Annotated in this window: 27 protein-coding genes; 10 read left to right on the forward strand and 17 right to left on the reverse strand. The window is 71.8% G+C overall.

The genetic code is table 11. The features are described from left to right. Position 1 precedes the first annotated feature (1 nt). The 5 genes from FZ046_RS05115 to FZ046_RS05135 form a co-directional block, all read right to left on the reverse strand. Positions 2–868, reverse strand: coding sequence for a rhomboid family intramembrane serine protease (locus FZ046_RS05115; protein ID WP_070352811.1), 867 nt, complete (start codon positions 866–868; stop codon positions 2–4). Between the two features lie 70 nt (positions 869–938). Further along, positions 939–1,733, reverse strand: coding sequence for an acyl-CoA thioesterase (locus FZ046_RS05120; RefSeq protein ID WP_070352812.1), 795 nt, complete (start codon positions 1,731–1,733; stop codon positions 939–941). A gap of 12 nt (positions 1,734–1,745) precedes the next feature. Further along, positions 1,746–2,930, reverse strand: coding sequence for an alpha/beta hydrolase (locus FZ046_RS05125; RefSeq protein ID WP_070352813.1), 1,185 nt, complete (start codon positions 2,928–2,930; stop codon positions 1,746–1,748). 4 nt (positions 2,931–2,934) lie between these two features. Next, positions 2,935–3,408 (reverse strand): SRPBCC family protein, encoded by a 474-nt coding sequence (locus tag FZ046_RS05130; protein WP_070352814.1) that lies wholly within the window; start codon positions 3,406–3,408, stop codon positions 2,935–2,937. A gap of 73 nt (positions 3,409–3,481) precedes the next feature. Next, positions 3,482–4,453, reverse strand: coding sequence for an AraC family transcriptional regulator (locus FZ046_RS05135; RefSeq protein WP_070352815.1), 972 nt, complete (start codon positions 4,451–4,453; stop codon positions 3,482–3,484). Positions 4,454–4,737: 284 nt separating this feature from the next. On the opposite strand from FZ046_RS05135, the gene FZ046_RS05140 reads away from it, so the two are divergent. From FZ046_RS05140 to FZ046_RS05155, 4 genes are read left to right on the forward strand one after another with little or no spacing between them, the layout of a single operon-like run. Continuing rightward, complete coding sequence (locus FZ046_RS05140; RefSeq protein WP_083298180.1) at positions 4,738–5,808, forward strand: NAD(P)-dependent alcohol dehydrogenase; 1,071 nt, start codon at positions 4,738–4,740, stop codon at positions 5,806–5,808. Positions 5,809–5,828: 20 nt separating this feature from the next. Then, positions 5,829–6,518 carry a type 1 glutamine amidotransferase domain-containing protein gene (locus FZ046_RS05145; protein ID WP_070352816.1) on the forward strand — a complete coding sequence of 230 codons (690 nt, stop codon included), beginning with the start codon at positions 5,829–5,831 and terminating at the stop codon, positions 6,516–6,518. Continuing rightward, entirely contained in the window at positions 6,515–6,814 is a 300-nt protein-coding gene (locus tag FZ046_RS05150; protein ID WP_070352817.1) for a putative quinol monooxygenase, read from the forward strand. The genes FZ046_RS05145 and FZ046_RS05150 overlap by 4 nt, the downstream gene beginning before the upstream one ends. A gap of 47 nt (positions 6,815–6,861) precedes the next feature. Further along, positions 6,862–7,233 carry a hypothetical protein gene (locus FZ046_RS05155; RefSeq protein WP_070352818.1) on the forward strand — a complete coding sequence of 124 codons (372 nt, stop codon included), beginning with the start codon at positions 6,862–6,864 and terminating at the stop codon, positions 7,231–7,233. Between the two features lie 13 nt (positions 7,234–7,246). On the opposite strand, the gene FZ046_RS05160 is transcribed toward FZ046_RS05155, so the two are convergent. From FZ046_RS05160 to rpmB, 5 genes are read right to left on the reverse strand one after another with little or no spacing between them, the layout of a single operon-like run. Then, positions 7,247–7,612 carry a hypothetical protein gene (locus FZ046_RS05160; protein WP_083298175.1) on the reverse strand — a complete coding sequence of 122 codons (366 nt, stop codon included), beginning with the start codon at positions 7,610–7,612 and terminating at the stop codon, positions 7,247–7,249. Further along, complete coding sequence (gene rpsR / locus FZ046_RS05165) at positions 7,609–7,866, reverse strand: 30S ribosomal protein S18 (RefSeq protein ID WP_070352849.1); 258 nt, start codon at positions 7,864–7,866, stop codon at positions 7,609–7,611. The genes FZ046_RS05160 and rpsR overlap by 4 nt, the downstream gene beginning before the upstream one ends. After that, positions 7,866–8,171 carry a 30S ribosomal protein S14 gene (rpsN, locus tag FZ046_RS05170; protein ID WP_070352819.1) on the reverse strand — a complete coding sequence of 102 codons (306 nt, stop codon included), beginning with the start codon at positions 8,169–8,171 and terminating at the stop codon, positions 7,866–7,868. The genes rpsR and rpsN overlap by 1 nt, the downstream gene beginning before the upstream one ends. After that, positions 8,172–8,336 (reverse strand): 50S ribosomal protein L33, encoded by a 165-nt coding sequence (gene rpmG / locus FZ046_RS05175; RefSeq protein WP_070352820.1) that lies wholly within the window; start codon positions 8,334–8,336, stop codon positions 8,172–8,174. Continuing rightward, positions 8,336–8,572, reverse strand: coding sequence for a 50S ribosomal protein L28 (rpmB, locus tag FZ046_RS05180; RefSeq protein ID WP_070352851.1), 237 nt, complete (start codon positions 8,570–8,572; stop codon positions 8,336–8,338). Before rpmB ends, rpmG begins: the two co-directional genes overlap by 1 nt. A 112-nt stretch (positions 8,573–8,684) precedes the next feature. Here rpmB and mrf point away from each other — a divergent pair, with 112 nt between their 5' ends. Further along, positions 8,685–9,884 (forward strand): ribosome hibernation factor-recruiting GTPase MRF, encoded by a 1,200-nt coding sequence (mrf, locus tag FZ046_RS05185; RefSeq protein WP_070352821.1) that lies wholly within the window; start codon positions 8,685–8,687, stop codon positions 9,882–9,884. Beyond that, positions 9,881–10,144 (forward strand): type B 50S ribosomal protein L31, encoded by a 264-nt coding sequence (locus FZ046_RS05190; RefSeq protein ID WP_070352822.1) that lies wholly within the window; start codon positions 9,881–9,883, stop codon positions 10,142–10,144. Before mrf ends, FZ046_RS05190 begins: the two co-directional genes overlap by 4 nt. 8 nt (positions 10,145–10,152) lie before the next feature. On the opposite strand, the gene FZ046_RS05195 is transcribed toward FZ046_RS05190, so the two are convergent. The 6 genes from FZ046_RS05195 to FZ046_RS05220 all read right to left on the reverse strand — a co-directional run bounded on the left by FZ046_RS05195 (position 10,153) and on the right by FZ046_RS05220 (position 15,962). Further along, positions 10,153–10,407: a metallothionein gene (locus tag FZ046_RS05195; protein ID WP_070352823.1), complete on the reverse strand. Its 255-nt coding sequence runs from the start codon at positions 10,405–10,407 to the stop codon at positions 10,153–10,155. Positions 10,408–10,485: 78 nt separating this feature from the next. Next, positions 10,486–10,938, reverse strand: a complete 453-nt coding sequence (locus FZ046_RS05200) for a response regulator (RefSeq protein ID WP_070352824.1) — start codon at positions 10,936–10,938, stop codon at positions 10,486–10,488. After that, entirely contained in the window at positions 10,935–12,563 is a 1,629-nt protein-coding gene (locus FZ046_RS05205; RefSeq protein WP_070352825.1) for a sensor histidine kinase, read from the reverse strand. Before FZ046_RS05205 ends, FZ046_RS05200 begins: the two co-directional genes overlap by 4 nt. After that, positions 12,556–13,755 carry a PP2C family protein-serine/threonine phosphatase gene (locus tag FZ046_RS05210; RefSeq protein ID WP_407664448.1) on the reverse strand — a complete coding sequence of 400 codons (1,200 nt, stop codon included), beginning with the start codon at positions 13,753–13,755 and terminating at the stop codon, positions 12,556–12,558. The genes FZ046_RS05205 and FZ046_RS05210 overlap by 8 nt, the downstream gene beginning before the upstream one ends. Positions 13,756–13,893: 138 nt before the next feature. Then, positions 13,894–14,964: an FAD-dependent oxidoreductase gene (locus FZ046_RS05215; RefSeq protein WP_407664467.1), complete on the reverse strand. Its 1,071-nt coding sequence runs from the start codon at positions 14,962–14,964 to the stop codon at positions 13,894–13,896. Between the two features lie 53 nt (positions 14,965–15,017). After that, complete coding sequence (locus FZ046_RS05220) at positions 15,018–15,962, reverse strand: DUF1295 domain-containing protein (protein WP_083298176.1); 945 nt, start codon at positions 15,960–15,962, stop codon at positions 15,018–15,020. A gap of 100 nt (positions 15,963–16,062) precedes the next feature. On the opposite strand from FZ046_RS05220, the gene lipE reads away from it, so the two are divergent. From lipE to FZ046_RS05235, 3 genes are all read left to right on the forward strand, one after another. Further along, complete coding sequence (lipE, locus tag FZ046_RS05225) at positions 16,063–17,301, forward strand: lipase LipE (protein ID WP_070352854.1); 1,239 nt, start codon at positions 16,063–16,065, stop codon at positions 17,299–17,301. A gap of 1,012 nt (positions 17,302–18,313) precedes the next feature. Further along, positions 18,314–19,510, forward strand: coding sequence for an acyl-CoA dehydrogenase family protein (locus tag FZ046_RS05230; protein ID WP_070352827.1), 1,197 nt, complete (start codon positions 18,314–18,316; stop codon positions 19,508–19,510). Continuing rightward, a complete protein-coding gene (locus tag FZ046_RS05235) occupies positions 19,503–20,753 on the forward strand; it encodes an acyl-CoA dehydrogenase family protein (RefSeq protein WP_083298178.1) in 1,251 nt (416 codons plus the stop codon). Before FZ046_RS05230 ends, FZ046_RS05235 begins: the two co-directional genes overlap by 8 nt. Before the next feature lies 1 nt (position 20,754). On the opposite strand, the gene FZ046_RS05240 is transcribed toward FZ046_RS05235, so the two are convergent. Next, positions 20,755–21,441, reverse strand: a complete 687-nt coding sequence (locus tag FZ046_RS05240; protein ID WP_070352828.1) for a GAP family protein — start codon at positions 21,439–21,441, stop codon at positions 20,755–20,757. A gap of 64 nt (positions 21,442–21,505) precedes the next feature. On the opposite strand from FZ046_RS05240, the gene FZ046_RS05245 reads away from it, so the two are divergent. Beyond that, entirely contained in the window at positions 21,506–21,997 is a 492-nt protein-coding gene (locus FZ046_RS05245) for an MSMEG_6728 family protein (RefSeq protein WP_070352829.1), read from the forward strand. Positions 21,998–22,005 lie beyond the last annotated feature (8 nt).

A 22,005-nucleotide genomic window follows, 5' to 3' on the forward strand; every position in this document is an offset into this window, starting at 1 on the left:
GTCAGCCGATGCCGGCCAGCAACCCGTCCGTGCGCAGCCAGATGAGTACCAGGAACGCCACGAGGACGACCACCGTGGTGGCGCCCTGGACGAGGTTGCGCCGGTCGCGCGGAGCGTAGGCGTAGGCGCCGCCGACGACGGCTCCGGTGATCAGCCCGCCGACGTGGCCCTGCCAGCTGATGGCGCCGGTGCCCACCGCGGGGCCGACGAACGTGATGACGAGGTTGAGGACGATCAGCCCGACGACCCACTTGACGTCGACGTTCAGTCGGCGGGCGAGGGCGAACGTCGCGCCGAACAGTCCGAAGATGGCGCCCGACGCGCCGGCGGTGGCCGCGTTCATGGGCGACAGCAGGTAGACTAGCACCGAGCCGCCGATGGCACTCAGCAGGTAGAGCGACGTGAAGCGCAGCCGGCCGAGCCACTCCTCGAGTTGCGGGCCGATCACCCACAGCGCCCACATGTTGAAGAGCAGGTGGACGATTCCGTAATGCAGGAATGCCGACGTGACCAGGCGGTAGTACTCGTCGTAGTAGGCGACGGCGGGGCTCCACAGCACCAGCCGGGACTCCAGCGCCGATGACGCCGACTGCAGGGCGAACATCGCGACGTTGACCGCGATGAGCGCGTAGGTGACCAGCGGCTTGCCGTCGTAGCGGCGGCCGCCGAAGGCGGTGGTCGGTTGCCGCACGGCACGCGCAGCCTCGCCGACGCACTCGACGCACTGGTGTCCGACGGGCGCCGTCCGCATGCAGTCGCCGCAGATGTAGCGCCCACAGCGCGTGCACTGCACGTACGTCGCCCGGCCCGGGTGGCGGTAGCAGCTCGGCGGGGCACCCTGCGGGGCAGGCGGGTACTGATGCGTCACGTCTCCACTCTTCCAGAACGCGCGCGGACGCTCGACCGGCCGCGCCCGCCGGGCCGGCGCGGGGGCTGGTTCAGCAGCGCCACAACGCTTCCTGCTGCGTGCTGGCGACCAGCACGTCGGCGGTGGTGTAGAGCGAGCCGGCCACCAGCCCGCGGGCGTCACCGTGCGCGAGCGGGCGCACCTCGTAGCGGTGCCACTGGTGTGGGTCGAAGGGCCGGTGAAACCACACCGCGTGGTCGAGGCTGGCCGCGTATCCCGCGTCCGGTCCCATCGGCATGCCCGGCGGTCGCGCCACCGGTACGGGACCGAAGTCGGACATGAACGTCAGCATGCACGCACGGATCAGCGGATCGTCCTCGATGGGCTCCCGCGTCCGGATCCAGAACGGCGGCACCGCGAACACCGAGTCGTCGCCCGGCGTCACGCGGATGTCGAAGCGCTCCGCGAACCCGAGGTTCGGCGACTTGGGCATCGCCTCCTCGAACGTCACCGCGGGCAGGACCGGCGGCTGCCACTCGGCGGACTCCTCGCGCCGGTGGAACGACGCGATCATCTCGAGGATCACCTTGCCGTGCTGCACGGCCGTCACGCGGCGGGTGTCGAACGACCGACCGTCGCGGGTGCGTTCGACGTGCAGTTCGACCTCGACGCCGTAGGACCCGCCGCGGACGAAGTAGAGGTGCAGCGACTGCGGCAGCTTGTCCGGGTCCGCGGTGGTGCCGGCCGCCGCCAGCGACTGTGCGGCGATCAGGCCGCCGAACAGCCGTTCGCCCGGACCGCTGCGCGGGTTGGGGGCGACGAACACGTCGCCGCGCCGCTCGAAGGTGAGCAGGCGCGCGATCCAGCTGTTCTTGACACGTGTCATGACAGGGTGACCCTAGCCCTGGCCGTGGGAGCGCAGCCACGCCGCCGTCAGTTGGCGGTAGGTCTGCTGCCCGATGGTGCCCTCCCGGCCGTCGAAGACGTGGTCCGCGTACGGGATCGTCACCGCCTCGACGCCGACACCGGCGTCGCGCGCCCGGTCGACGAAGGCGAGGGCGCCGTCGATGGGTACCAGGTGGTCGACGGCACCGAGCACCAGCAGCGTCGGTGGCGCGGACGGGCCGAGGTGCGTGGCCGACGCCACGGCGGCATACCGCTCGGGGTACTGGTCCGGCGGCCCGCCGATGTAGGCGGTCGCCAGGTCGCGCCCGGACTGCCCGAAGACGGGATCGGTGTTGGCGTAGACCCGCGCCGGGTCCACCGCGGGGTAGAGCACCGAGACCGCCCCGACCCGCGGCGGAGCGCCCCCGCACGACGGGCGCAGCGTGCCGCCCGCCGTCGCATAGGCGACGTTGATGGCCAGGTTGCCGCCCGCCGAGTCGCCCGTCAGCGACAGCCGCGACGCGTCGCCGCCGTACCGTCCGGCGTTCGCGGCGACCCACGTCAGCGCGCAACCGATCTGGCCGGGCACGACGTCCCAGAGGTGCCGGTCGGCCGACGACAGCGCGTAGTCCACCGACACCACCAGCCAGCCCTGGTCGGCGAACCAGCGCAGGTCGGTGCGGTGCGCGCTGCGGTCACCGGCCACCCAGCCGCCGCCGTGGATGAAGACCAGCACCGGCGCCGGACCGCCCCGGCGCGGCCGGTAGACGTCCAGGGCCAGGGGCTCGTCGTCGAACTCGGTGTAGACCGCGGTGTCGTCGGGCGTCACGGCCGCCACCGCGGCGGCGTCGAACACGCGCAGCGTCTCGACGAGGTCGACGTCGACACCGGCGGCGCTCGCCGCGCCGACCTGACGGGCGACGATGAAGGACCCGCCCGCCACGGTGAGCGCGGCGATCACGGTCAGCGCGAGGAACAGCCGCTGCCGGTGCAGCCACCACATGACGAGCGCAACGAGTCCCGCCGACGCGGCGGCCAGCACGACCACCGACAGCACCGGCGCCACGAAGCCGACGGCGACGCCCACGACGGGCACGCGGGGCAGCAGCGACCCCGCGACAGCGGCGGCGAGGCCCAGCACCGCCACCGTCAGCCCGACGCGGCCCAGCCACGCCGCCACCCGCGCGGGGGCGTTCATCGCCTCAGCCGCTTGCGGGGTGAGCGGTCTCCCGCTCGGCGGCCCGGACCAGCCGCGCGGAGAGTGCGACGATGGCGCCGCGCAGCGCAGCCCGCATGACCGGGCCGGTGCCGGGCACGCCCTCGGTGAACCACCCGCGCCAGCGCAGGTCCGTGCCGCCCGCCGCGTTGGGGGTGAAGGTCGCCTCGCCGTGGTAGCCGACGGCGGGCGTGCGCGGCGAGATCAACTCGTAGACGTGCCGCCGGTCCTGCTCGTAGGCGACGGTCTGCTCGAGCATCAGCAGCGGCCACATGCCGACCTTGCGCACCGCGCCGATGCCGGCCTCCTCGGGGTGTCCGGTGGCGTGCCACGACGACTGGAACACCACCGGCTTGGCCCACGTCGCCCAGCCCGGGGCGTCGGTCTCCAGCCGGAACAGCGTCGCGGGCGGCGCGGTGCTGGTGCGGTTGACCTCGAAGGTGAAGGTGCGGCCGGTCATGGGCCGAAGGCTACCCGGCGGTGGCCGGCGCGGGCGGGCTCGCGCGGAGTCCCGTCGGTTGTCGGCGGGAACGTTACGGGAGGTCCGGCCTGCCCGTCGACTGACTCGGCTCACCGCGGTCCGGGCCATGGCGCTGCGACGAGCCCGCGTACTCCCCCGGCGTGACGCCGAAGCGGGTCCGGAAGCCATCGATGAAGTGCGACGCACTCGAATACCCCACGCGGTGCGCCACGTCGGCCACGCCGAGCGCGCCCTCGACGAGCAGTTCGCGGGCACGGTTCAGGCGCGCGTCCCGGACGTACTGATACGGCGGCAGCCCGGTGGCGTCGCGGAACGCGCGGCTGAAGGCCGACGAACTCAGGCCGACCTGAGCGGCCAGGGTCGCCACGGTCAGCGGTTCGGCGAGGTGCGTGTCGATGTACCAGAGTGCGGCGCCCACCGGGTTGCCGGCGGTCTGCCGCGCGGCGAAGTCGACCATTCGGGCGAACTGGTCGCGTTGCAGGACGCGGTAGACGAGTTCGCGGAAGTGCAACGGCGCGAGGACCCTTCGGTCCGACGGGGTCGACAGCGCCCGGAGGAAGCGCAGCACGGAGGCCAGCACCTCCTCGTCGACCGCCGAGACGACGCACGTCGTCTCGGCGTTGACGGCGCCGGCGACCGGGCGGCGGCCGGCCGGCATCTGCTCGGCGATGCTGCGCACCGTCGACGGATCCACCTCGAGGACGAGGCACATACACGGCCGTTCCGCCGAGGCCTCGAGGATCTCGCTCTGGAAACGCACGTGCCCACCGATCGCGAGATAGTGCAGGGCGTCGTAGACGTGCCGGCGGCCGCGCTCGACCACGGCCTTGCTGCCCTGCCCGACGATGCCAATCGACAGACCGCGGATCTCCTGCCACTGCGGACGCACGGGGCTGGTGTAGCGGTAGATCGTCAGGCCCGGCCAGCCGCCGGGGTTGGGGCCGACTTGGCGTGCGAGCGCACGCAATTCACCGACGAGATCGTCGGCTGCCGATCGACGCTGAGCCGGCTCGGTGAGGCTCACCGGAGCAGACCCCGCTCGCGACGGGGCGGGCGGGCGCCAGCCGTGCCGGGTCCGACCGAGTCGAGATGGGCATCGATCGAGCAGGAATGCGATACCGGCGACCGCGCCGATCGGTTTGGCTGTGAGCACCACGCGAGCGGCGTCGGCCACCGCACCACCGGCATCCCAACACCCGTCATCGCAACACCCGTCATCGCAACACCCGTCATCTCGAACACCATGGTGCCGACACCCCCGCCCGTGACTGGTCGAGCTCACCATAACGACTTCTCGAGGAGTTGATCATGCAGATGCGCGCCGCGCGCATGCACGGTTACGACCAACCGTTGCGCTTCGACGAGGTGCCCGTTCCCGACCCGGGCCGAGACGAGGTGCTGCTGAAGGTGTCCGCGACGGGCATGTGCCGCAGCGACTACCAACTCGTCGACGGCTACTTCCGGTCGGGCCTGCCCGTCGACCTACCCTTTATCCCCGGCCACGAGGTGGCCGGCACCATCGCCGCCGTCGGTTCCGATGTGCCTGCGGCAGCGGGCATCTCCGAGGGCGACCCCGTCGTAGTCAACCCGAACTGGGGTGACGGGACGTGCCGCCAGTGCCGTCGGGGCAACCAGCAGCTGTGCAGCAACGGGCGTCTCGTCGGCTTCGGTCCCAACGGTGGCTTTGCCGAGTACATGGTGGCCCCGTACCGGCACGTGCTCTCCGTGGCGGGGCAGCCGGATTCGGATCCGCGTTACCTGGCACCGCTCACCGACGCGGGCATCACTCCCTACCGCGGCATGAAGAAGCTGCGTGACGCCGGGCTGCTCGGCGCCGGTCGGACCGTGGTCGTCAACGGGATCGGCGGCCTCGGTGGCTATGCGGTGCAGTACGCCCGACTGCTCGGCGCCGGCGCCACGGTGATCGGGTTTGCGCGCAGTGACGCCAAACTGGCGGTCGCGACCGAACACGGTGCCCACCACACGCTCAACGTGCGCGATGCGACCGTGGAGCAGGTCCGAGGTGCGCTCGAGGACATGACGGGACGTCCGGCCGTGGACGCGGTGCTCGACTGCGCCGGATCCGAGGAGTCGCTGGGCCTGGCCGCGGCGATCCTGGACACCGGCGGCGCCCTCTGCCAGGTCGGCCTCATGGGCGACCGCCTCGAACTGCCGTCGTTTCCCTTCGTCAGCGGCGAGAAGTCCTACTTCGGCTCGTTCTGGGGCAATCTCGACGACCTGCAGGAGGTACTGACCCTCGCGAGTCAAGGCCAGATTCGGCATCAGGTGGTGCCGGTGGCGTTCGAGGACGTCAACGACGCCCTAGAGGCGCTGGGCCGCGGCGACGTCGTGGGGCGTGCCGTCGTGGTGTTCGACTGATCGATCGAAGGAGTTCTCCCGTGACCGTCCCCTACGTCCTGTTCGTCGTCACCAATGCCGCGGTGATCGGCCCGCACGACCGCCCTACCGGATACTTCGTTCCCGAGATCGCGCACCCGTTGGACGTACTCGACCGCGCCGGCATCGCCGTGGAGTTCGCGTCACCCTTCGGCGGCACGCCGCACGAGGACGGACTCGACCTCGACGATCCGATACAACGCGCCTTCCTCGACGGCAAGGCGCACCGGCGACTCGCACGGAGCCGCCCTCTGGCCGACGTCGACGTCCTCGACTACGACGCGGTGTTCTTCCCCGGCGGCCTGGGCCCCATGGTCGACATCACCGGCAACCCCGAAGTCCAGGCCGTCGTCGGGCGTGCGTGGAATGCCGGCATGATCGTCAGCGCCGTCTGCCATGGGCCGTCGGCGTTCCTCGGCGTCACGCTGGACGACGGCGCTCCCCTCGTCCGGGGGCGCCGGCTGACGTCGTTCTCCTGGGCCGAGGAGGACGGCTACGCCGATCAGGACGTCCCGTTCGACCTCGAGGAGGCGCTGCGCCGCGAGGGCGCACTGTACGAGGCCACCACCCCCTGGCAGCCGAACCTCGTCGTCGACGGTCGCCTGATCACCGGGCAGAACCCGCAGTCGGGCACGCTCGTCGGTCACGCCATCGCCGACGCCCTCGCCGACGCCCGGGGTGACGGCCGATGACGGCACCGGTCGTCGTGGTGGCCCGGTGGGACGTCCGGCCGGATGCTCTCGACGCGGTGCTCGGGTGGATCGCCGACCTCGCACCGCGCGCTCGGGCCGAGCCGGGGTGCCGCGGCTACGAGGTGCTCGTGTCCGCCGAGGACCCGGCCACCCTGATTCTCATCGAGCGCTACGCCGACCGCGCCGCCCTGGACGCGCACCTGACGTCGCCGCACTACGCCGAGTTCGTCGTCGACCGGATCCGGCCGTGCCTGACGGACCGCCGAGTCGAGATCCTCACCCCTCGGGAGTGTTAACACCGTGTTACTGGCTGTTACACGCTGATGACGCCTATGCTCAGGGCATGCGTGACATCGACGTCAGCCGCGAAGCGAGGGCCCTGCGACGCGACCCACGGCGGTCGGAGGTGACGACGCTCGCGCTCGAGGTGCACGTGCGGGCCGTCGCGCGCAGCACCCGGTCGCAGCGGCCGTCGTTCGTCTCCGACGCCGATCTCGACGCCGTCGCTCCGCCGCGGGTGGCGACGATGGCCGCCATCGAACTGTGCCTCGCCGCGCTGTGGCGCCGCGCCGAGGACGGGTACGTCGTCACCGACGTCGACTACGTCGCGCGCGTGCTCGTCGGCGGCCACGAGCGTGCCACCTGGCGCCGGCCGGTGGCCGCCGCGCGGCGGCTGTGGGCGACGCTCAACAGCGAACGCTTCATCCCGCTCTGACCGGCCGCGAACGTCAGTTGAGGCTGGCGGCGCGGCGGACGTCGTCGAGGCGCAACCGCGGCGACAGCGCGGCCAGATCCCACCGGCCGTGCTCCACCCAGGCGCAGAATTCCCGGGCGTCGCGGCGGTCGGAGAGCGGGCCCACCACGCGGGCCCGGCCGCGAGGCGTGCGGTCGGCCGTGCACGGTTGTAGCAGGACCAGCGCGCCGGGCGCATGGTGGCGCGCGGCGCAGGTGAGCGGGCCGATCATGCACGGGGCGACGACGAGCATGCCGTGTGGGCAACGGCGCACGGTGCCGCGCAGCCGGTCCAGCACCGGGTCCTCACCTGCAGGCGTACAGCCGGAGCAGACGATGAGCGTGAACGGCCGGTCGGTCACCGGGGTCGGCCCGCCGGATAGGGCAGCAATGCCATCTCCCGCGCGTTCTTGATCGCGCCCGCCACCTGCCGCTGCTGCTGCACGGTGAGCCCGGTGACGCTGCGGGAGCGGATCTTTCCGCGCTCGGAGAGGAACAGCCGCAGCGTCGACGTGTCCTTGTAGTCGACGACGGTCAGGCCCAGTGCCGCCAGCATGTTGGGCCGGGCCGACCGGCCGTCGCGGACGGGACGTGACCGCGCGGGGCGCGCCGCCATCACCAGCTCGCCTTCCGGATGCCCGGCAGGTGGCCGTCGTGCGCCAACTCGCGCACGCGGACCCGCGACAGGCCGAACTTGCGCAGATGCCCACGCGGTCTGCCGTCCACGGCATCCCGGTTGCGCAGCCGCACCGGGCTGGCGTCGCGTGGCTGGCGGGCCAGCGCCCGGACGGCGTCGGCGCGGACCTCGGCGCTGCTGTCCGGCGACGCGATGACGGCCTTCAGCTCGGCCCGCCGTTCGGCGTAGCGGGCCACGACGGCACGGCGCCGCTCGTTGGCGACGATCTTCGACTTCTTGGCCATTCAGCGCTCCTCGCGGAAGTCGACGTGCCGACGCAGGACGGGGTCGTACTTGCGCAACACCAGACGGTCGGGGTCGTTGCGCCGGTTCTTGCGGGTGACGTAGGTGTAACCCGTTCCCGCCGTTGACTTCAGCTTGACGATCGGGCGGATCTCGGTGCTGGCCATCAGATGCGCTGCCCGTCCCGGCGCAGGCGCGCCACCACGGCCTCGATGCCATCCCGGTCGATCACCTTGATGCCCTTCGCGCTCACACGCAACCAAACGCGACGCCCCTCGGACGGCAGGTAATACGTCTTGACCTGAACGTTGGGCCGCCAGGTGCGCGTGCTGCGACGGTGCGAGTGCGACACGCGCTTCCCGAATCCCACTGTGCGACCGGTGATCTGACATGTGCCAGACATGGGTTCCACCTCCTCGAAGTGATCACGTTGTTGAAAACGATTTTCGACAACTCCCGTCCGCGAGGGTAGCGTAAGCCGCGTCTACATGAAAACCGTTACCGATAGGAGTTCCGTGCGGACACCGCTGATCCTCGTCGCCGGCCACGGTGACACCGACGCCGCCGCGGCGCGTCTGCTCCGCGAGCCGGGGACCCTGGTGGTCGAACACCGCTTCGACGGCCACGTCGTGCGCCGTACCCTCACCACGAGCGTCGACGACGCACCGGTCGCCCGGGAGTCGATCCTCGAACTGGCGCACGGCTGCCTGTCCTGCACCGTCCGCGACGACCTGCTGGTCCTGTTGCGCACGCTGCACCGCCGCGACGACGTCACCCGCATCGTCGTTCGACTCGGCCCTTGGCTGGAACCCGAGCCGATCTGCTGGGCCGTGCAGCACGTGCGCGTGCGCGTGGGACCGGGCTACCCCGATGGGCCCGCGGCGCGCGACGTCGAGATCGCGGGCGTGGTGGTATGCGTCGACGCCGCCACCTGGCTCCCTCGGGCACTGTCCGACGACGAACTACCCGACGGCCGGACGGTTGCGCAGGTCGTCGTCGGGCAGGCCGAATTCGCCGACGCGCTGGTGCTCACGGCACCGCACGCCGAAACCCTCGAGGTGCTGCGCCGACTCTCGCCACGCGCGCGGCTCACCGTTGGCGTCGACCGCCTCGAGCAGTCGCTCGCGCACCTCGACGTCGGAGCACGACGCGGCCGCAGCGACGACCCGCACGGGCCGCTGCTGGCCGGCGAACCGCCCCTGCGGTCCGCCGGTCGGGTGTCGCTGCTGGAGTTCAACGCCCGCCGGCCCTTCCACCCGCAGCGGTTGCACGATGCGATCGACCTGCTGCTCGACGGCGTCGTCCGTACCCGCGGTCGGCTGTGGCTGGCCGGCCGCGACGAGCAGGCGATGTGGCTGGAGTCCGCGGGCGGCGGGCTGCGGGTGAGTTCGGCGGGAAAGTGGCTGGCGGCCATGGACTCTCACGAAGCGGCCTACGTCGATCCGGAGCGACGTGCGATCGCCGACCTGATGTGGCACCGACGCTGGGGCGACCGGCACAGCGCGTTGGTGGCGCTGCTCGTGGGCGCCGATCCGGCCGAGATCGACGCTGCCCTGACCGGGGCGCTGCTCACCGACGCCGAGCTGACGCGCGAGACGGCGGACGGCACCACGCGTTACGAGGACCCGTTCGGGGACTGGCACGAAGACCCCTGTGGCCACGAGCCGAGCCGGCCCGAATCGACCATCACCGCAGACGAAGGAGAACGGCCATGAAGCCAGACGTGCACCCCGACTACCACCCGGTGGTCTTCGCCGACGCCAACACCGGCACGGCGTTCCTCACCCGGTCGACCGTCACCAGCGACCGCACCATCGACTGGGAGACACCCAACGGCGTCCGCACCTACCCGCTCGTCGTGGTGGAGGTGACGTCGGATTCGCATCCGTTCTGGACGGGGCAGAAGCGCATGCTCGACACCGCCGGACAGGTGGAGAAGTTCCGCAGGCGTTACGGCGACCGCTCCGCACGGTAGGCGCGGCGTCAGCCGCCCGCCGGGACGGGATAGCGGTCGTTGACGTCGGCGTTGCTGTCCTTGCGGGCGCAGTGGGCGCAGCAGAAGATGGCGTCCTCGGTCTCGATGCCGTGGCCCAGGATGCGGCAGCCGCAGTGCGCGCACTCCGGGGCGAGCTGCACCGCCGCGCACTCGACGCTGTCGAAGTTCTCCGACCGGCCGTCGGGCCAGGTGACGGTGAACGCCTTGTCGTAGTCGTTGCCGCAGGTCGCACAGATCGTCACGGTCCGGGTTCCTTCCGTCGTCGGCCATTCGGGTCGACGCATGGGTTCCCGGCACTTCCGCGGTCAAACCGCCGCGGCTCAGAACTGAGGCAGCCGCACGACCTGGACGAAGAACTCGTCGATCTGCCGGACGGCGCTCATGAACTGGTCGAGGTCCACCGGCTTGGTCACGTAGGCGTTGGCGTGCAGCTTGTAGCTCTTGAGGATGTCCTCCTCCGCCGACGACGTCGTCAGCACGACGACCGGGATCGTGCACAGCTCGGCATCGTTCTTGATCTGCTCGAGCAGTTGCCGTCCGTCGTACTTCGGCAGGTTGAGGTCCAGCAAAATCAGGTCCGGCCGCGGGGCGTCGGCGTAGGGGCCGCGCTTGTAGAGGAAGTCCAGGCCCTCCTCGCCGTCGTGCGCGACGTGCAGGTTGTTCTTGATCTTGTTGTGCTCAAACGCCTCGCGCGTGATCAGCTCGTCGCCCGGGTCGTCCTCGACCAGCAACACGTCGATCGGACGGCCGGGTCCCGACTGGGATGAGGTCATTCGTGCGTTCCTTCCAAGGCGGGCTCGGCGCCCGCCGTGCCGGAGGTGTCTGGGGCCCCGGTGGTCTCCAGGGCGTCGTCGGTCCCGGCGGCCATCACCGGCAGCGTGAACCGGAAGCGGGTGCCGTCGGTGTAGGCGGTGTCGATCCAGATCGTGCCGCCGTGGTACTCGACGATCTTCTTGCATAGTGCCAGACCGATGCCCGTGCCGGAGTACACGTCGCGGCCGTGCAGCCGCTGGAAGATGACGAAGACCTTCTCGGCGAACTCCTCGCCGATGCCGATGCCGTTGTCGGTGACGCTGAAGTTCCACGCCTCCTCGCCGCGGTCGACCTCGACGACGACGTGCGGCGGGATGCCCTCGCGCCGGAACTTCACCGCGTTGCCGATGAGGTTCTGCCACAGCATCGACATCAGCGTCGGGTCACCCAGCACGGTGGGCAGCCCGCCTGCGGGGCGGTCGATCTGGGCGTCGGCCTCGTCGATGGCGGTCCCGAGATTCCCCAGCGCGACGTCCAGCGCGGCGTCGAGGCTCACCTCGTCGTGGGTGGCGTGCAGCCGGCCCACTCGGGAGAAGGTCAGCAGGTCGTTGATGAGCACCTGCATGCGCTTGGCGCCGTCGACGGCGAAGCCGATGTACTCGACGCCGCGCTCGTCGAGCTTGTCGCCGTAGCGCTTCTCGATGAGCTGGCAGAACGACGTCACCTTGCGCAGCGGTTCCTGCAGGTCGTGCGACGCCACGTAGGCGAACTGCTCGAGTTCGGCGTTGGAGCGCCGCAGGTCCAGGGCCTGTTCGTCGAGCTGGGCGCGCGCCTCCTGGGAGGCCTCGAGTTCGGCGACGATGCGCTGCCGCATGTCCTCGACGTCGGAGGCGATGCCACGGATGTCCTTCGGCCCGCGCGGGGTGATTCGCTCGTCGAAGTGCCCGTCGGTGATCCGGCGACAGGCCTGCGCCAACTTCTCCAGCGGACCGGTGACGGCGTTGCGGATGAGGATCGCCAGCGCGACGGCGGCGAGGAAGAAGGCCGTCAGCATTGCGACCAGCACCCGGTCGCGCCAGCTGCGGACCGCGTCCAGTTCGGCGACGCCGTCGTCGCGCGCCGCCTGCAGGTGCTGCGACTGCACGTCGAACAGCCGCCGGATCTCGTCGAACTCCGTCTTGCCCTGCTCGATGACCGCGGGGGCGACGGGCCGCGCGGCGCCCGGCGCGATGCTGGCGATCAGCGGTTCGGCGTACGCCGTCCGCCACTGGTTCGCCGCACCCTCGACGGCGTCCAGATCCGCCAGCAGATCGGGTCGGTCGCCGAGCCGCGCCACCATGGCCTCGCGCGCGGCGTCCTCGGCCTGCCTGCCGTCGTAGTACGGCTGCAGGAACTGGCGGTCGGCGGTGATGGCGTAGCCGCGCGTCGCGGTCTCCTGGTCGCGCAGGGCGGCTTGGAGCCGGTAGGACGCGACACGGGCCGGCTGGATGTCGTCGATGAGGGAGCGGGAGACGTCGTCGGTGCGGTCCACCAGCACCGCGCCGGTGACCGCACCGGCCAGCACCACGACGCCCATCGCGAGCAGCACCAGGTTCTGCCAGCCCTGGACGGTCAGTCGGCGGCCCGGGCTGGGGCGGTCAGGCATCGGCGGTTCCCGTCCGGGCGACGCGCACCACCGCGATGTCGTCGGACAGGCCGCCGTGCGACTCCGCCCGCCGGCCGGCGCCCTCGATGAGCGCGCGGACGAAGTCGCGACCCGGCAGGTGCGCGAGGTCCTGGGCCAGCTCCAACAGGCCGTGTTCGCCCAGGCGCTCGTTGCCCCGCCCGGAGTGTCCTTCGAAGATGCCGTCGGTCAGCAACACCAAGCCGTGTCCTTCGGGGAGTTCGAGTTCGTTGGTCGGCCACTCCGCGCCGCTGAGCCCCAGCGCGGGACCGGCGGGCGGCTCGAGCCACTCCACCGAGTTCGGCCCGTGCAGCAGCATGCCGGGATGCCCGGCGCGGACCGCGGTGAAGCTGAGCCCGTCGGGGGCGAGGGCAACGCTGAGCACGGTCGCGAAGATGCCGTGGCTCACCGGGCTCTCCGCCTTGAGGATGCGCTCGAGCTGGCGCATCCTTTCGTTGCCGCGCAACCCGGTGAAGGTCAGCGACCGCCAGCCGATGCGCAGCGCGACGCCCAGCGCGGCGGCGTCGGGGCCGTGGCCGGCGACGTCGCCCACCATGACGTGCACGGTGCGGTCGGGGGTCTGCACGACGTCGTAGAAATCGCCGCCGAGCAGGGCGTTCTGGTGGCTGGGCCGGTACTGCGCCTCGATCTCCACGCCGGGGTCGGCGAGCAGCAGCGGCGTGGGCAGCAGCCCGCGCGCCAGGCGGGCGTTCTCCAGTGCCGTGAGCTGGCTGGCGCGCAGCGCGACGGCCGTCAACTCGGCACGCTTGCGTTCGATGGCGTAGAGCAGCGCCCGGCGCAGCATCTCGGGTTCGACGCGACCCTTCACCAGGTAGTCCTGCGCGCCGGACGCCACCGCGGACACGCCGAAGTGCTCGTCGATGAGGCCGGTGAGCACCACGACGGGCACGTGGTCGTCGCGCTTGGTGATGCGGTCGAGCGCGGTGATGCCGTTGGCGTCGGGCAGGTTGAGGTCCAGCAGGACGCAGTCCGGGCGGGCCGCGGCCAGCTCCCGTTCGGCTTCCGCCATCGACCGCGCCCACACCACGTGGATGTCGGCGTTGGCGTCGGCGATCAGTTCCTCGACGAGGATGGCGTCGGCGCGGTCGTCCTCCACCAGCAGCACGGACAGCTGTTGTCCGGGAGCTGCGGGATCGAAGTCAGGATTCAGCACGGGCACCGACGCAGGTCGAGTCGTTGTAACGGGCGATGTCTTTGTAACGGGCAATGTCGTTGTAACGGGCAATGGAGAGACAATACCGAGGCGCGGGCCGCACGTCGTCGGCCTCGTCACGCATTCGCGTCCGCGGCGTCAGCGTTCGGCGGGCGCACGCACGCCACGATAGATGCCGCGCTGCACGATCCACGGCATCAGGACGCGTTCGAACGACCACGCCGGGAAGCGGAACGCGCGACCGTTCGGGGCGAAGACCTCCAGGCCGTCGCGCTGGATGCCCAGCACCGACCCCCACCGCGAGCGTGGCGCGCGGTAGGACCGCAGCGGGCGTCCTTCGAACTCCGCGACCACGTTGTGCGCCAGCAGCGCGTCGGCGCGGTTGCGTGCCGAACTGCGCAGCGGGTCGGTGGCCGCGACGTCGCCGACGGCGAAGACGCCGCGCTGCCGCGGTACCCGCAGCTGCGGCGTGACCGCGACGAAGCCGTCGTCGTCGAGCAGGTCTCCGGGCAGCCAGCCGGTGTTGGGACGCACCCGCCCGACCGTCCACAGCACCGCGTCGGCGCTCGCGGGCGGCTGCCCGGTGCGCCAGCTGACCGGGCCGGCGGTGATCTCGTCGCCGGTGAAGTCGTCGGGCAGCTCGGCGCGGTGGCCGGGGTGCAGGCGAACGCCGGCCGCCTCCAGGCGGTCCCGGACCCGGGCCCACGTCCTCGGGTGGTGTGCGGTCAGCCCGCGTTCGCCCGGGAAGTACAGGTCGACGCGGGTGTCCGGCCAGGTGAGCGCGACGTTGGCGGCGCTGCTGACCGCCGCGGCCCCGCCCCCGACCACGATGACCGAGCGGGCCGCGGCCAGCCGGCCGTGGGCGGCGCGCAGGTCGGCGCCGATCTCGTCGGCGGTCTGCAGCGTCGGCCGCCGCCAGAAGCCGTTGGTGACGCCCGTCGCGATGATCAGCGCGTCGTAGCGCTCCACGGCGCTGCCGCCGTCGGCCGTCGCCACCGAGACGGTGCGTGCGTCGAGGTCGACGCCGGTGAGGGTGCCGTGCACGGTACGCACGCCGTCGAGCGCCCGGAACCGGTCGAAGGCGATCCAGTTGTGCCGCGCCCAGTGGTCGGGCCGACTGAGGCGCCAGCCGAGTTCCTGGCCGCTGACCAGTGCCGGCTTGGCGGAGACCCCCACCACGTCGAGGTCGTCGCGGCGCGCCAGCCGCATGGCGGTGAGGACGCCGCAGTCGCCGAGCCCGGCGATCAGCACGGTGCGGCGCGTCACGGAGCCGTCCTCCGGGGCGGCCCTACGGCCTTGGGCGGCCGAGGCACGAATCTCGAGACCCGGTCGATCACCTGCTGGTACTCGGGCCGGCGGGTGAGGCTGCGCTCCTCCATCATGGGGATGCTGGCGCCCAGGAAGAGGGCCAGCATGACGGCCGCGCCGGCCATCAGCCACCACGCGTCGGCCGGCGCCGCGGCCACGCCGAACAGGCCGAGTGCGAACCAGAAGCCAAACTCGCCGAAGTAGTTGGGGTGGCGCGACCACGCCCACAGTCCGCGGTCCATCGCCTGCCCGGGCGTGCGGACCTTCGCGAAGCGGTGCATCTGCACGTCGGCCACCAGCTCCAGCGTGACCGCGGCGACGCCGATGACGAACGCGAGGACGGTCAGCCACGTCAGGCCGCTTCCCGGGCGGGTGACGGCGACGTACACCGGCACCATGCCGAGGAACACCTGCAGTGTCGGGATGAGGTGGATCGCGACGAGGTCGGCGAGGAACGCGAACCGGCCGGCCCTGTCCCGGAACATCGGGTAGCGCCAGTCCTCGTGGTGCAGCCCCGGGAACGCGTAGACCCAATTGCCGGTGAGCCGCACCGCCCAGTAGCCGACCAGCACCGCCAGCAGCCAGCACCGCAGCGGGTCGACGTCCGGCGCCGCCTGGGACCACCAGTAGCCGAGCAGCAGCGGCGGGATGACGCTCCAGTAGGCGTCGTAGAAGCTCGAGTTGCGGTAGGCGCGACTGAAGGCGAACACCACGACGGTGGCCACCACGTCGGCGATCAGGGTGTCGAGCCACAGCCGCCCGGTGCCCGGTCCCCAGACGAGCCACGCCGCGGCGGCCGCGACGGCGAGCACGTAGGCGATGGTCACGATGACGAGCGACGCGGCCTTCGACCTCGTCCTCGCCGTGGTGCTGGGCGCCGGGTGCGGGGTCCCGCTCATGGTCTCCTCGGGGTCTGGAGGTGGCGGAAATGTAACACGTTCTAGTTGGCGGCCGGGGGCGGTTGGGTGGGCCCGCCGTAGGCTGGCCGACGTGGTCGACGTGCAGCCCGCAGAGGGACGAATCCGCGTACCCGACGACCTCGACGCGGTGACCGCGGTCGCCGACGAGGACCACGACGGCGTCGGTTCCGGCGCCGTCGAGCGCATCTGGGAGAAGGCGCGGCACTGGTATCGGGCGGGCATGCACCCGGCGATCCAGGTGTGCGTGCGGGTCGACGGCCGCGTCGTCCTCAACCGGGCGATCGGCCACGGCTGGGGCAACGGTCCCGCCGACCCGCCCGACACCGAGCGGGTGCCGGTGCGCACCGACACCCCGTTCTGCGCGTACTCCGCGGCCAAGGCGATCACCACGACGGTGGCGCACATGCTGATCGAGCGCGGCGCCTTCGCACTCGACGATCGGGTGTGCGAGTACCTGCCGACGTACACCAGCCACGGCAAGGACCGCACCACCATCCGGCACGTGCTGACCCACAGCGCGGGCGTGCCGTTCGCGACCGGTCCGCGGCCCGACCTCAAGCGCATGGACGACAGCGCCTACGCCCGGGAGATGCTCGGGCACCTGAAGCCCATCTATCCGCCGGGGCTCGTGCACGTCTACCACGGGCTGACGTGGGGACCGCTGATGCGCGAGATCATCTCCGCCGCAACGGGTCGCAACGTACGGGAGATCCTCGCGACCGAGATCCTGGAGCCACTGGGCTTCCGCTGGACCAACTACGGCGTCGCGCCGCGGGACGTGCCGCTGGTGGCGCCCAGTCACGTCACGGGCAAGCCGATGCCCGCGGCCATGGCCAAGGCCTTCAAGATCGCCGTCGGCGGGACGCCGCAGCGCATCATCCCGTTCTCGAACACGCCGGACTTCCTCACCAGCGTCATCCCGTCGTCGAGCACGGTGTCCACGGCCGACGAACTGAGCCGCTTTGCCGAGATCCTGCAGCGCGGCGGCGAACTCGACGGCGTGCGGGTGCTGCGCCCGGAGACGCTGTATGCCGCGACGCGGGAGGCGCGCCGGTTGCGTCCGGACCTGGCGACCGGGCTGCAGCCGATGCGGTGGGGCACCGGATACATGTTGGGGTCGAAGCGGTTCGGGCCGTTCGGCAAGGACGCCGCGCAGGCGTTCGGGCACACCGGCCTGACGAACATCGCCGTGTGGGCGGACCCGTCGCGTCGCATGGCCGTCGGCGTACTGAGTAGCGGCAAGCCCGGCGGGCACCGCGAGGCCGGGCGCTATCCGGCACTGTTGGACGCGATCAACGCCGAGGTGCCGCGGGTCTAGGTCGGCCCCTGGGACGTACCCGCCCTCGTTCGGGCGGCGGTATCAGCCGCCGCCGCGCCCGCGCCCGTGCCAGGGCTCTGCGGCCCGTGCCTGGGCTCTGCGGCCCGGGCCGGGCCCGCCGCCGCCCGCCGGCCGCGGCCAGTCCCATCCGCCTCACCCGCCCCCAAAGGGGACAGTGGATCTCGAATGCCCACCTCGGAGCGATAACTCTCGACAGCCGGCGGCTGCCCCGCTGCGCCGGTCCGCGCCACCCGTGCCGCATGCCTCGCGCCCCCGGCCGCGGCTGCGGCAGTGGCGGCCGTGGTTGGCCTCATGTGCCCCACTCGCCCCGCGGGGAAGTGCATTCGGATTGCCCACCTCTGAGCGACAACTCGCGACAATCGCAGGGCCGAGGCCGACCTCGCCGGCCTCGCCGACCTCGCCGACCTCGCCGACCTCGCCGGGCGTGACACTAGAGCCACCACGGCCGCCGAGCGTGACGCTGGAGTCGCGGGCATCGCCACCAGACGGGAATTGTCGCGAGTTGTCGCTCAGAGGTGGGCACTGAGAATTCGGTCCTTCGGGCGAGCACGGGCCGCTTGGCCGCTGGACCGCTGAGCACCTGACGATCCGCGACGGGCGCCACGGGCCAGGGATTGTCGCGAGTTGTCGCTCAGAGGTGGGCACCGAGAATTCGGTCCCGCGAGCGAGCGGCACCGGTCGGCCGGTCCGCAGGACCGCCGGGCCGCCTGTCCGCAGGACCGCCGGGCCGCCTGTCCGCAGGACCACCGAGCGCCGGACCACCGGCCGCAGGACGCCTGACGATCCGCTGTGCGCGCCGCCGGGTGGCGACTGTCGCGAGTTGTCGCGCAAAGGTGGGCATTTCGAGACCTGCGTGGGCGAGCGCGGGCCACACCGCTCGAGGCGCGCAGACCAACGGCGCCAACCTGCGAAAGCCCCCGCGCCCGGATCCGCGCCCGCGAGATGCGGCAACCCCTTTCTTGACGGGTGTCGATTCCCATACTGTGGCCGGATGAGCAACGACGCTGATACCGCTCGGGTCGAGGACCTCGCCCGCTCGGTGGTCGCCGACCACGATCCGAGCCGGGTTCCCATCCCCGAGTACCTCGCCGCCTGTTACGACGCCGGTCTGTCCTGGGTGCACTTCCCCGAGGGGCTCGGCGGGCTCGGCATCTCCCGCGGCATGCAGGCCGTCGCCGACAAGGTCCTGCAGAACGCCGGCGGTCCGGTCCCCCTGGGCCTGAACCCGATGGGCTACGGCATGGCCGCCCCGACCATCCGCGAGCACGCCCAGAGCGACGATCTGAAGAAGTCGTGGCTGCGTCCGCTCGCCACCACCGAGCACATCTGGTGCCAGCTGTTCTCCGAGCCGGGCGCCGGATCGGACCTGGCGGGGCTCGCCACCTCGGCGGTGCCGGACGGCGACGAGTGGGTCGTCAACGGGCAGAAGGTCTGGACGAGCCTCGCCCACCGCGCCCGCTGGGGCCTGCTGCTCGCCCGCACCGACCCCGACGTCGCCAAGCACAAGGGGCTGACCTACTTCGTCATCGACATGCACGCCCCCGGCGTCGAGACCCGCCCACTGCGGCAGCTGACCGGCCAGGCCGAGTTCAACGAGGTCTACTTCTCCGACGCCCGCATCCCCGACGAGCACCGCCTCGGCGCCGTCGGCAACGGCTGGAACGTCGCCATGACGACCCTGATGAACGAGCGCAGCGCCCTCGGCGGCAGCGGCAACCGGCGCGGTGCCGGCACCATCGCCGAGGCGGTCTCGCTGTGGGCATCCCGCCCCGACCTGCAGACCCCCGTCCTGCGCGACCGCCTCGCCACGCTGTGGCTGCGCTCGGAGGCGCAGCGCCTCACCTCGGAGCGCTCACGCGCCGCCGCCACCGTCGGCGGTCCCGGCCCGGAGGGCTCGATCGGCAAGCTCGTCGGCGCCGAACTCAACCAGCACGTCTACCAGTTCTGCATGGACTTCCTCGGCCCGGAAGGCGTGCTGTACCACGGGTATTCGTTCGACGACGACGCCCGCGGCGAGTCCGACTGGCGCGGGCCCGTCCAGCAGCGCTTCCTGCGTAGCCGAGCCAACACCATCGAAGGCGGTACGTCGGAGGTGATGCGCAACATCCTCGGGGAGCGCATCCTCGGACTGCCCGGCGACCTGCGTGCCGACGCCGGCATGCCGTGGAAGGAGATCCCGCGTGGCTGAGGAACTCGTGGATCAGCCCGACTCGGTGGCTGAGGAACTCGTGGATCAGCCCGATGCGGTGGCTGAGACGGTTGCCCACCAAGACGTGGGACGCGAGTACGTCTTCACCGAGGAGCAGGGCCAGCTGCGCGCCGCCGTACGCGCCTTCGCCGCCGAGCACTTCGACGAGTCCTCCGTCCGCCGCATCATGGAGTCCGACCCGCCGTTCGACGCCCGACTCTGGGGCCGGTTGGGCGCCGAACTCGGCGTGCTGGGACTCTCGGCGCCGGAAGCCGATGGCGGCGTGGGCGGTTCGCTCGTCGACCAGGCGGTGGCCGTCGAGGCGCTCGGCGCCCGGCTGGCCTGCGGACCACTGTTCGGCACCGTCTACCTCGCGATCCCGGCGCTGGTGGCGGCGTCATCCGGTCCGGTGCGCGACGAGTTGCTCGCCGAGCTGGTCGAGGGCCGCCGCACCGCGGCGTTCGCCGTCGGTGACCGCGCGGGCGCCTTCGACCCGGCCGCGGTGACCGTGACGGCCGACCGTGACGCCCTGACCGGCTCCGTCAATGGTGTGGTCGACGCGAGCTATGCCGACGAGATCCTGGTCGCCGCAACGAGTTCCGACGGGACGGCGCTGTACGCGGTGGACGCGACCGCCGACGGTGTCACCCGCACGCCGCTGGCGACCCTCGACCTCACCCGCCCGCAGGCACACCTCGCATTCGACGGCGCCGCGGCCCGGCTCATCGCCGGGCCCGAGGACGCCGAGCACGTCATCGCCCACGCCCTTCGCGTCGGCGCGGCGCTGCTGGCCGTCGAACAGGTGGGCGCCGCGCAGCACCTGCTCGACCTGTCGGTGGACTACGCGAAGACGCGTCTGCAGTTCGGCCGGCCGATCGGCTCGTTCCAGGCCGTCAAGCACGAGCTGGCCGATCTGCTGGTGGACACCGAGCACGCCCGCTCGGCGGCCTTCCACGCGGTGTGGGCGCTGGCCGACGGCTCCGATGATCCGGCGCTGGCGGCGAGCATCGCGCAGGCGGTGGCGTCGGCGGCGCTGAACCGGGTGGCCACCGGCGCGATCCAGGTGCACGGCGGCATCGGATTCACCTGGGAGCATCAGGCGCACCTGTACTTCAAGCGTGCGATCACCGACGCCGCCCTGCTCGGCTCGGCCGAACAGCACCGCCACCGGGTGGCCGAACTGGTGCTGGACACCGCCACCGTCGACCGCGCACCCCGCGTCGCGGACGGGTTGCCGGCCTGAGTCAGACCAGCTCGCGCCAGTGCAGCAGCGCGCCGACGACGAGCACGGTGCCGACGACGGCGAACAGCACCCGCACCACCGGCGGCCCGTAGCGCGTCATGGCGCGCACGATCGTGCGTTGGATGCGCCGGGCGCGCACGGTGCGCACCATTGCGAGCGTCAGCACCAGGATCGACGGCAGCAACGCCAGCAGGCAGTAGCCGACGACGATCGCCGGCCAGCCCACCGGCAGCGGGTTGCGCGCGGAGAGCATCGCCAGCGCGGTCAGGTAGGGCACCGCGGTCGGCGCCTGCCCGAAGCCGATGACGAGGCCGACGACGCCGAACAGCCACGGGTTGCGCCGCGCCGCGGACAACGCCCACTCCGGCGGCGCCGCACCGCCCGCCCGCCCGGAGAACGCCGCGATCGCGATCAGCACCAGCCCGAGGACCAGCTGTGCCCAGTACCGCACCGCCGGCGTGACGTCGACCTCGGCGCGGTCGGACAAGAAGTTCAGCCCGAGGACCGTCAGGATGCCGAAGGTCGTGGTGGCGGTGCCCACGCCGGCGATGAAGCTGACGCCCGCGGGCAGCGGCGAGCGCCGGTTGATCCTGCTGTCGTAGACGACGGCGGTCGTCACGCCCACGTTGAGCACGTTCAGCGAATCCAGGAACGCGAACCCGAGCAGGGGCAGCAGCAGCGACAGCATGACAAGGAGAACCTACGGTCCCCGGCTCGGGCGTGCAGCGGCGGCACGTGGGTACCCGGACCCGATGCAGACCTTCCTGCCCTACCCGGACTTCGCGGAGTCGGCCCTGCGGCTCGACCGCAAACGGCTCGGCAAGCAGCGCGCCGAGACCGTCCAGGTGCTGCGCGCGCTGACCGTGCCGGGCTACGGCTGGCGGCGGCACCCGGCGGCCGCCATGTGGGCGGGCTACGAGGAGGCGCTCGTCCGGTACGGGCTGGTGACGAGCGAGGCGTGGGTCCGGCTCGGCCACGCCGACACCACGGCGGCCACGCTGCTCGCCGACCTGCACGCCGCCACCGGCATCACCGAGGTCCGCGACCAGCGCGACCTCGCTGAACAGGGCGAGCTGCCGCCGTGGCTCGGCGACCACGCGTTTCACCTCAGCCACCAGTCGGCGCTGGTCCGCAAGGACCCCGAGTACTACCGGCCGCTGTTCGGCGACGTCCCCGACGACCTGCCCTACGTGTGGCCCGCCTCCGACCGCGAACGGCGGGTGCCGCTGGAAGCCGGGGTATGAAACCCTGC

Origin of the sequence: Mycolicibacterium grossiae, assembly GCF_008329645.1 — a bacterium.
In the GTDB taxonomy this organism is placed as follows: Bacteria; Actinomycetota; Actinomycetes; order Mycobacteriales; family Mycobacteriaceae; genus Mycobacterium; species Mycobacterium grossiae.

Bases quoted from the DNA above. Each gene is read 5' to 3' on its own strand.
- FZ046_RS05120 (WP_070352812.1), bottom strand. From the start codon at position 1,733: ATGACACGTGTCAAGAACAGCTGGATCGCGCGCCTGCTCACCTTCGAG.
- FZ046_RS05125 (WP_070352813.1), bottom strand. From the start codon at position 2,930: ATGAACGCCCCCGCGCGGGTGGCGGCGTGGCTGGGCCGCGTCGGGCTG.
- FZ046_RS05130 (WP_070352814.1), bottom strand. From the start codon at position 3,408: ATGACCGGCCGCACCTTCACCTTCGAGGTCAACCGCACCAGCACCGCG.
- FZ046_RS05140 (WP_083298180.1), top strand. From the start codon at position 4,738: ATGCAGATGCGCGCCGCGCGCATGCACGGTTACGACCAACCGTTGCGC.
- FZ046_RS05150 (WP_070352817.1), top strand. From the start codon at position 6,515: ATGACGGCACCGGTCGTCGTGGTGGCCCGGTGGGACGTCCGGCCGGAT.
- FZ046_RS05155 (WP_070352818.1), top strand. From the start codon at position 6,862: ATGCGTGACATCGACGTCAGCCGCGAAGCGAGGGCCCTGCGACGCGAC.
- rpsR (WP_070352849.1), bottom strand. From the start codon at position 7,866: ATGGCGGCGCGCCCCGCGCGGTCACGTCCCGTCCGCGACGGCCGGTCG.
- rpsN (WP_070352819.1), bottom strand. From the start codon at position 8,171: ATGGCCAAGAAGTCGAAGATCGTCGCCAACGAGCGGCGCCGTGCCGTC.
- rpmG (WP_070352820.1), bottom strand. From the start codon at position 8,336: ATGGCCAGCACCGAGATCCGCCCGATCGTCAAGCTGAAGTCAACGGCG.
- rpmB (WP_070352851.1), bottom strand. From the start codon at position 8,572: ATGTCTGGCACATGTCAGATCACCGGTCGCACAGTGGGATTCGGGAAG.
- FZ046_RS05190 (WP_070352822.1), top strand. From the start codon at position 9,881: ATGAAGCCAGACGTGCACCCCGACTACCACCCGGTGGTCTTCGCCGAC.
- FZ046_RS05200 (WP_070352824.1), bottom strand. From the start codon at position 10,938: ATGACCTCATCCCAGTCGGGACCCGGCCGTCCGATCGACGTGTTGCTG.
- FZ046_RS05205 (WP_070352825.1), bottom strand. From the start codon at position 12,563: ATGCCTGACCGCCCCAGCCCGGGCCGCCGACTGACCGTCCAGGGCTGG.
- FZ046_RS05215 (WP_407664467.1), bottom strand. From the start codon at position 14,964: ATGCGGCTGGCGCGCCGCGACGACCTCGACGTGGTGGGGGTCTCCGCC.
- FZ046_RS05220 (WP_083298176.1), bottom strand. From the start codon at position 15,962: ATGAGCGGGACCCCGCACCCGGCGCCCAGCACCACGGCGAGGACGAGG.
- FZ046_RS05230 (WP_070352827.1), top strand. From the start codon at position 18,314: ATGAGCAACGACGCTGATACCGCTCGGGTCGAGGACCTCGCCCGCTCG.
- FZ046_RS05240 (WP_070352828.1), bottom strand. From the start codon at position 21,441: ATGCTGTCGCTGCTGCTGCCCCTGCTCGGGTTCGCGTTCCTGGATTCG.
- FZ046_RS05245 (WP_070352829.1), top strand. From the start codon at position 21,506: ATGCAGACCTTCCTGCCCTACCCGGACTTCGCGGAGTCGGCCCTGCGG.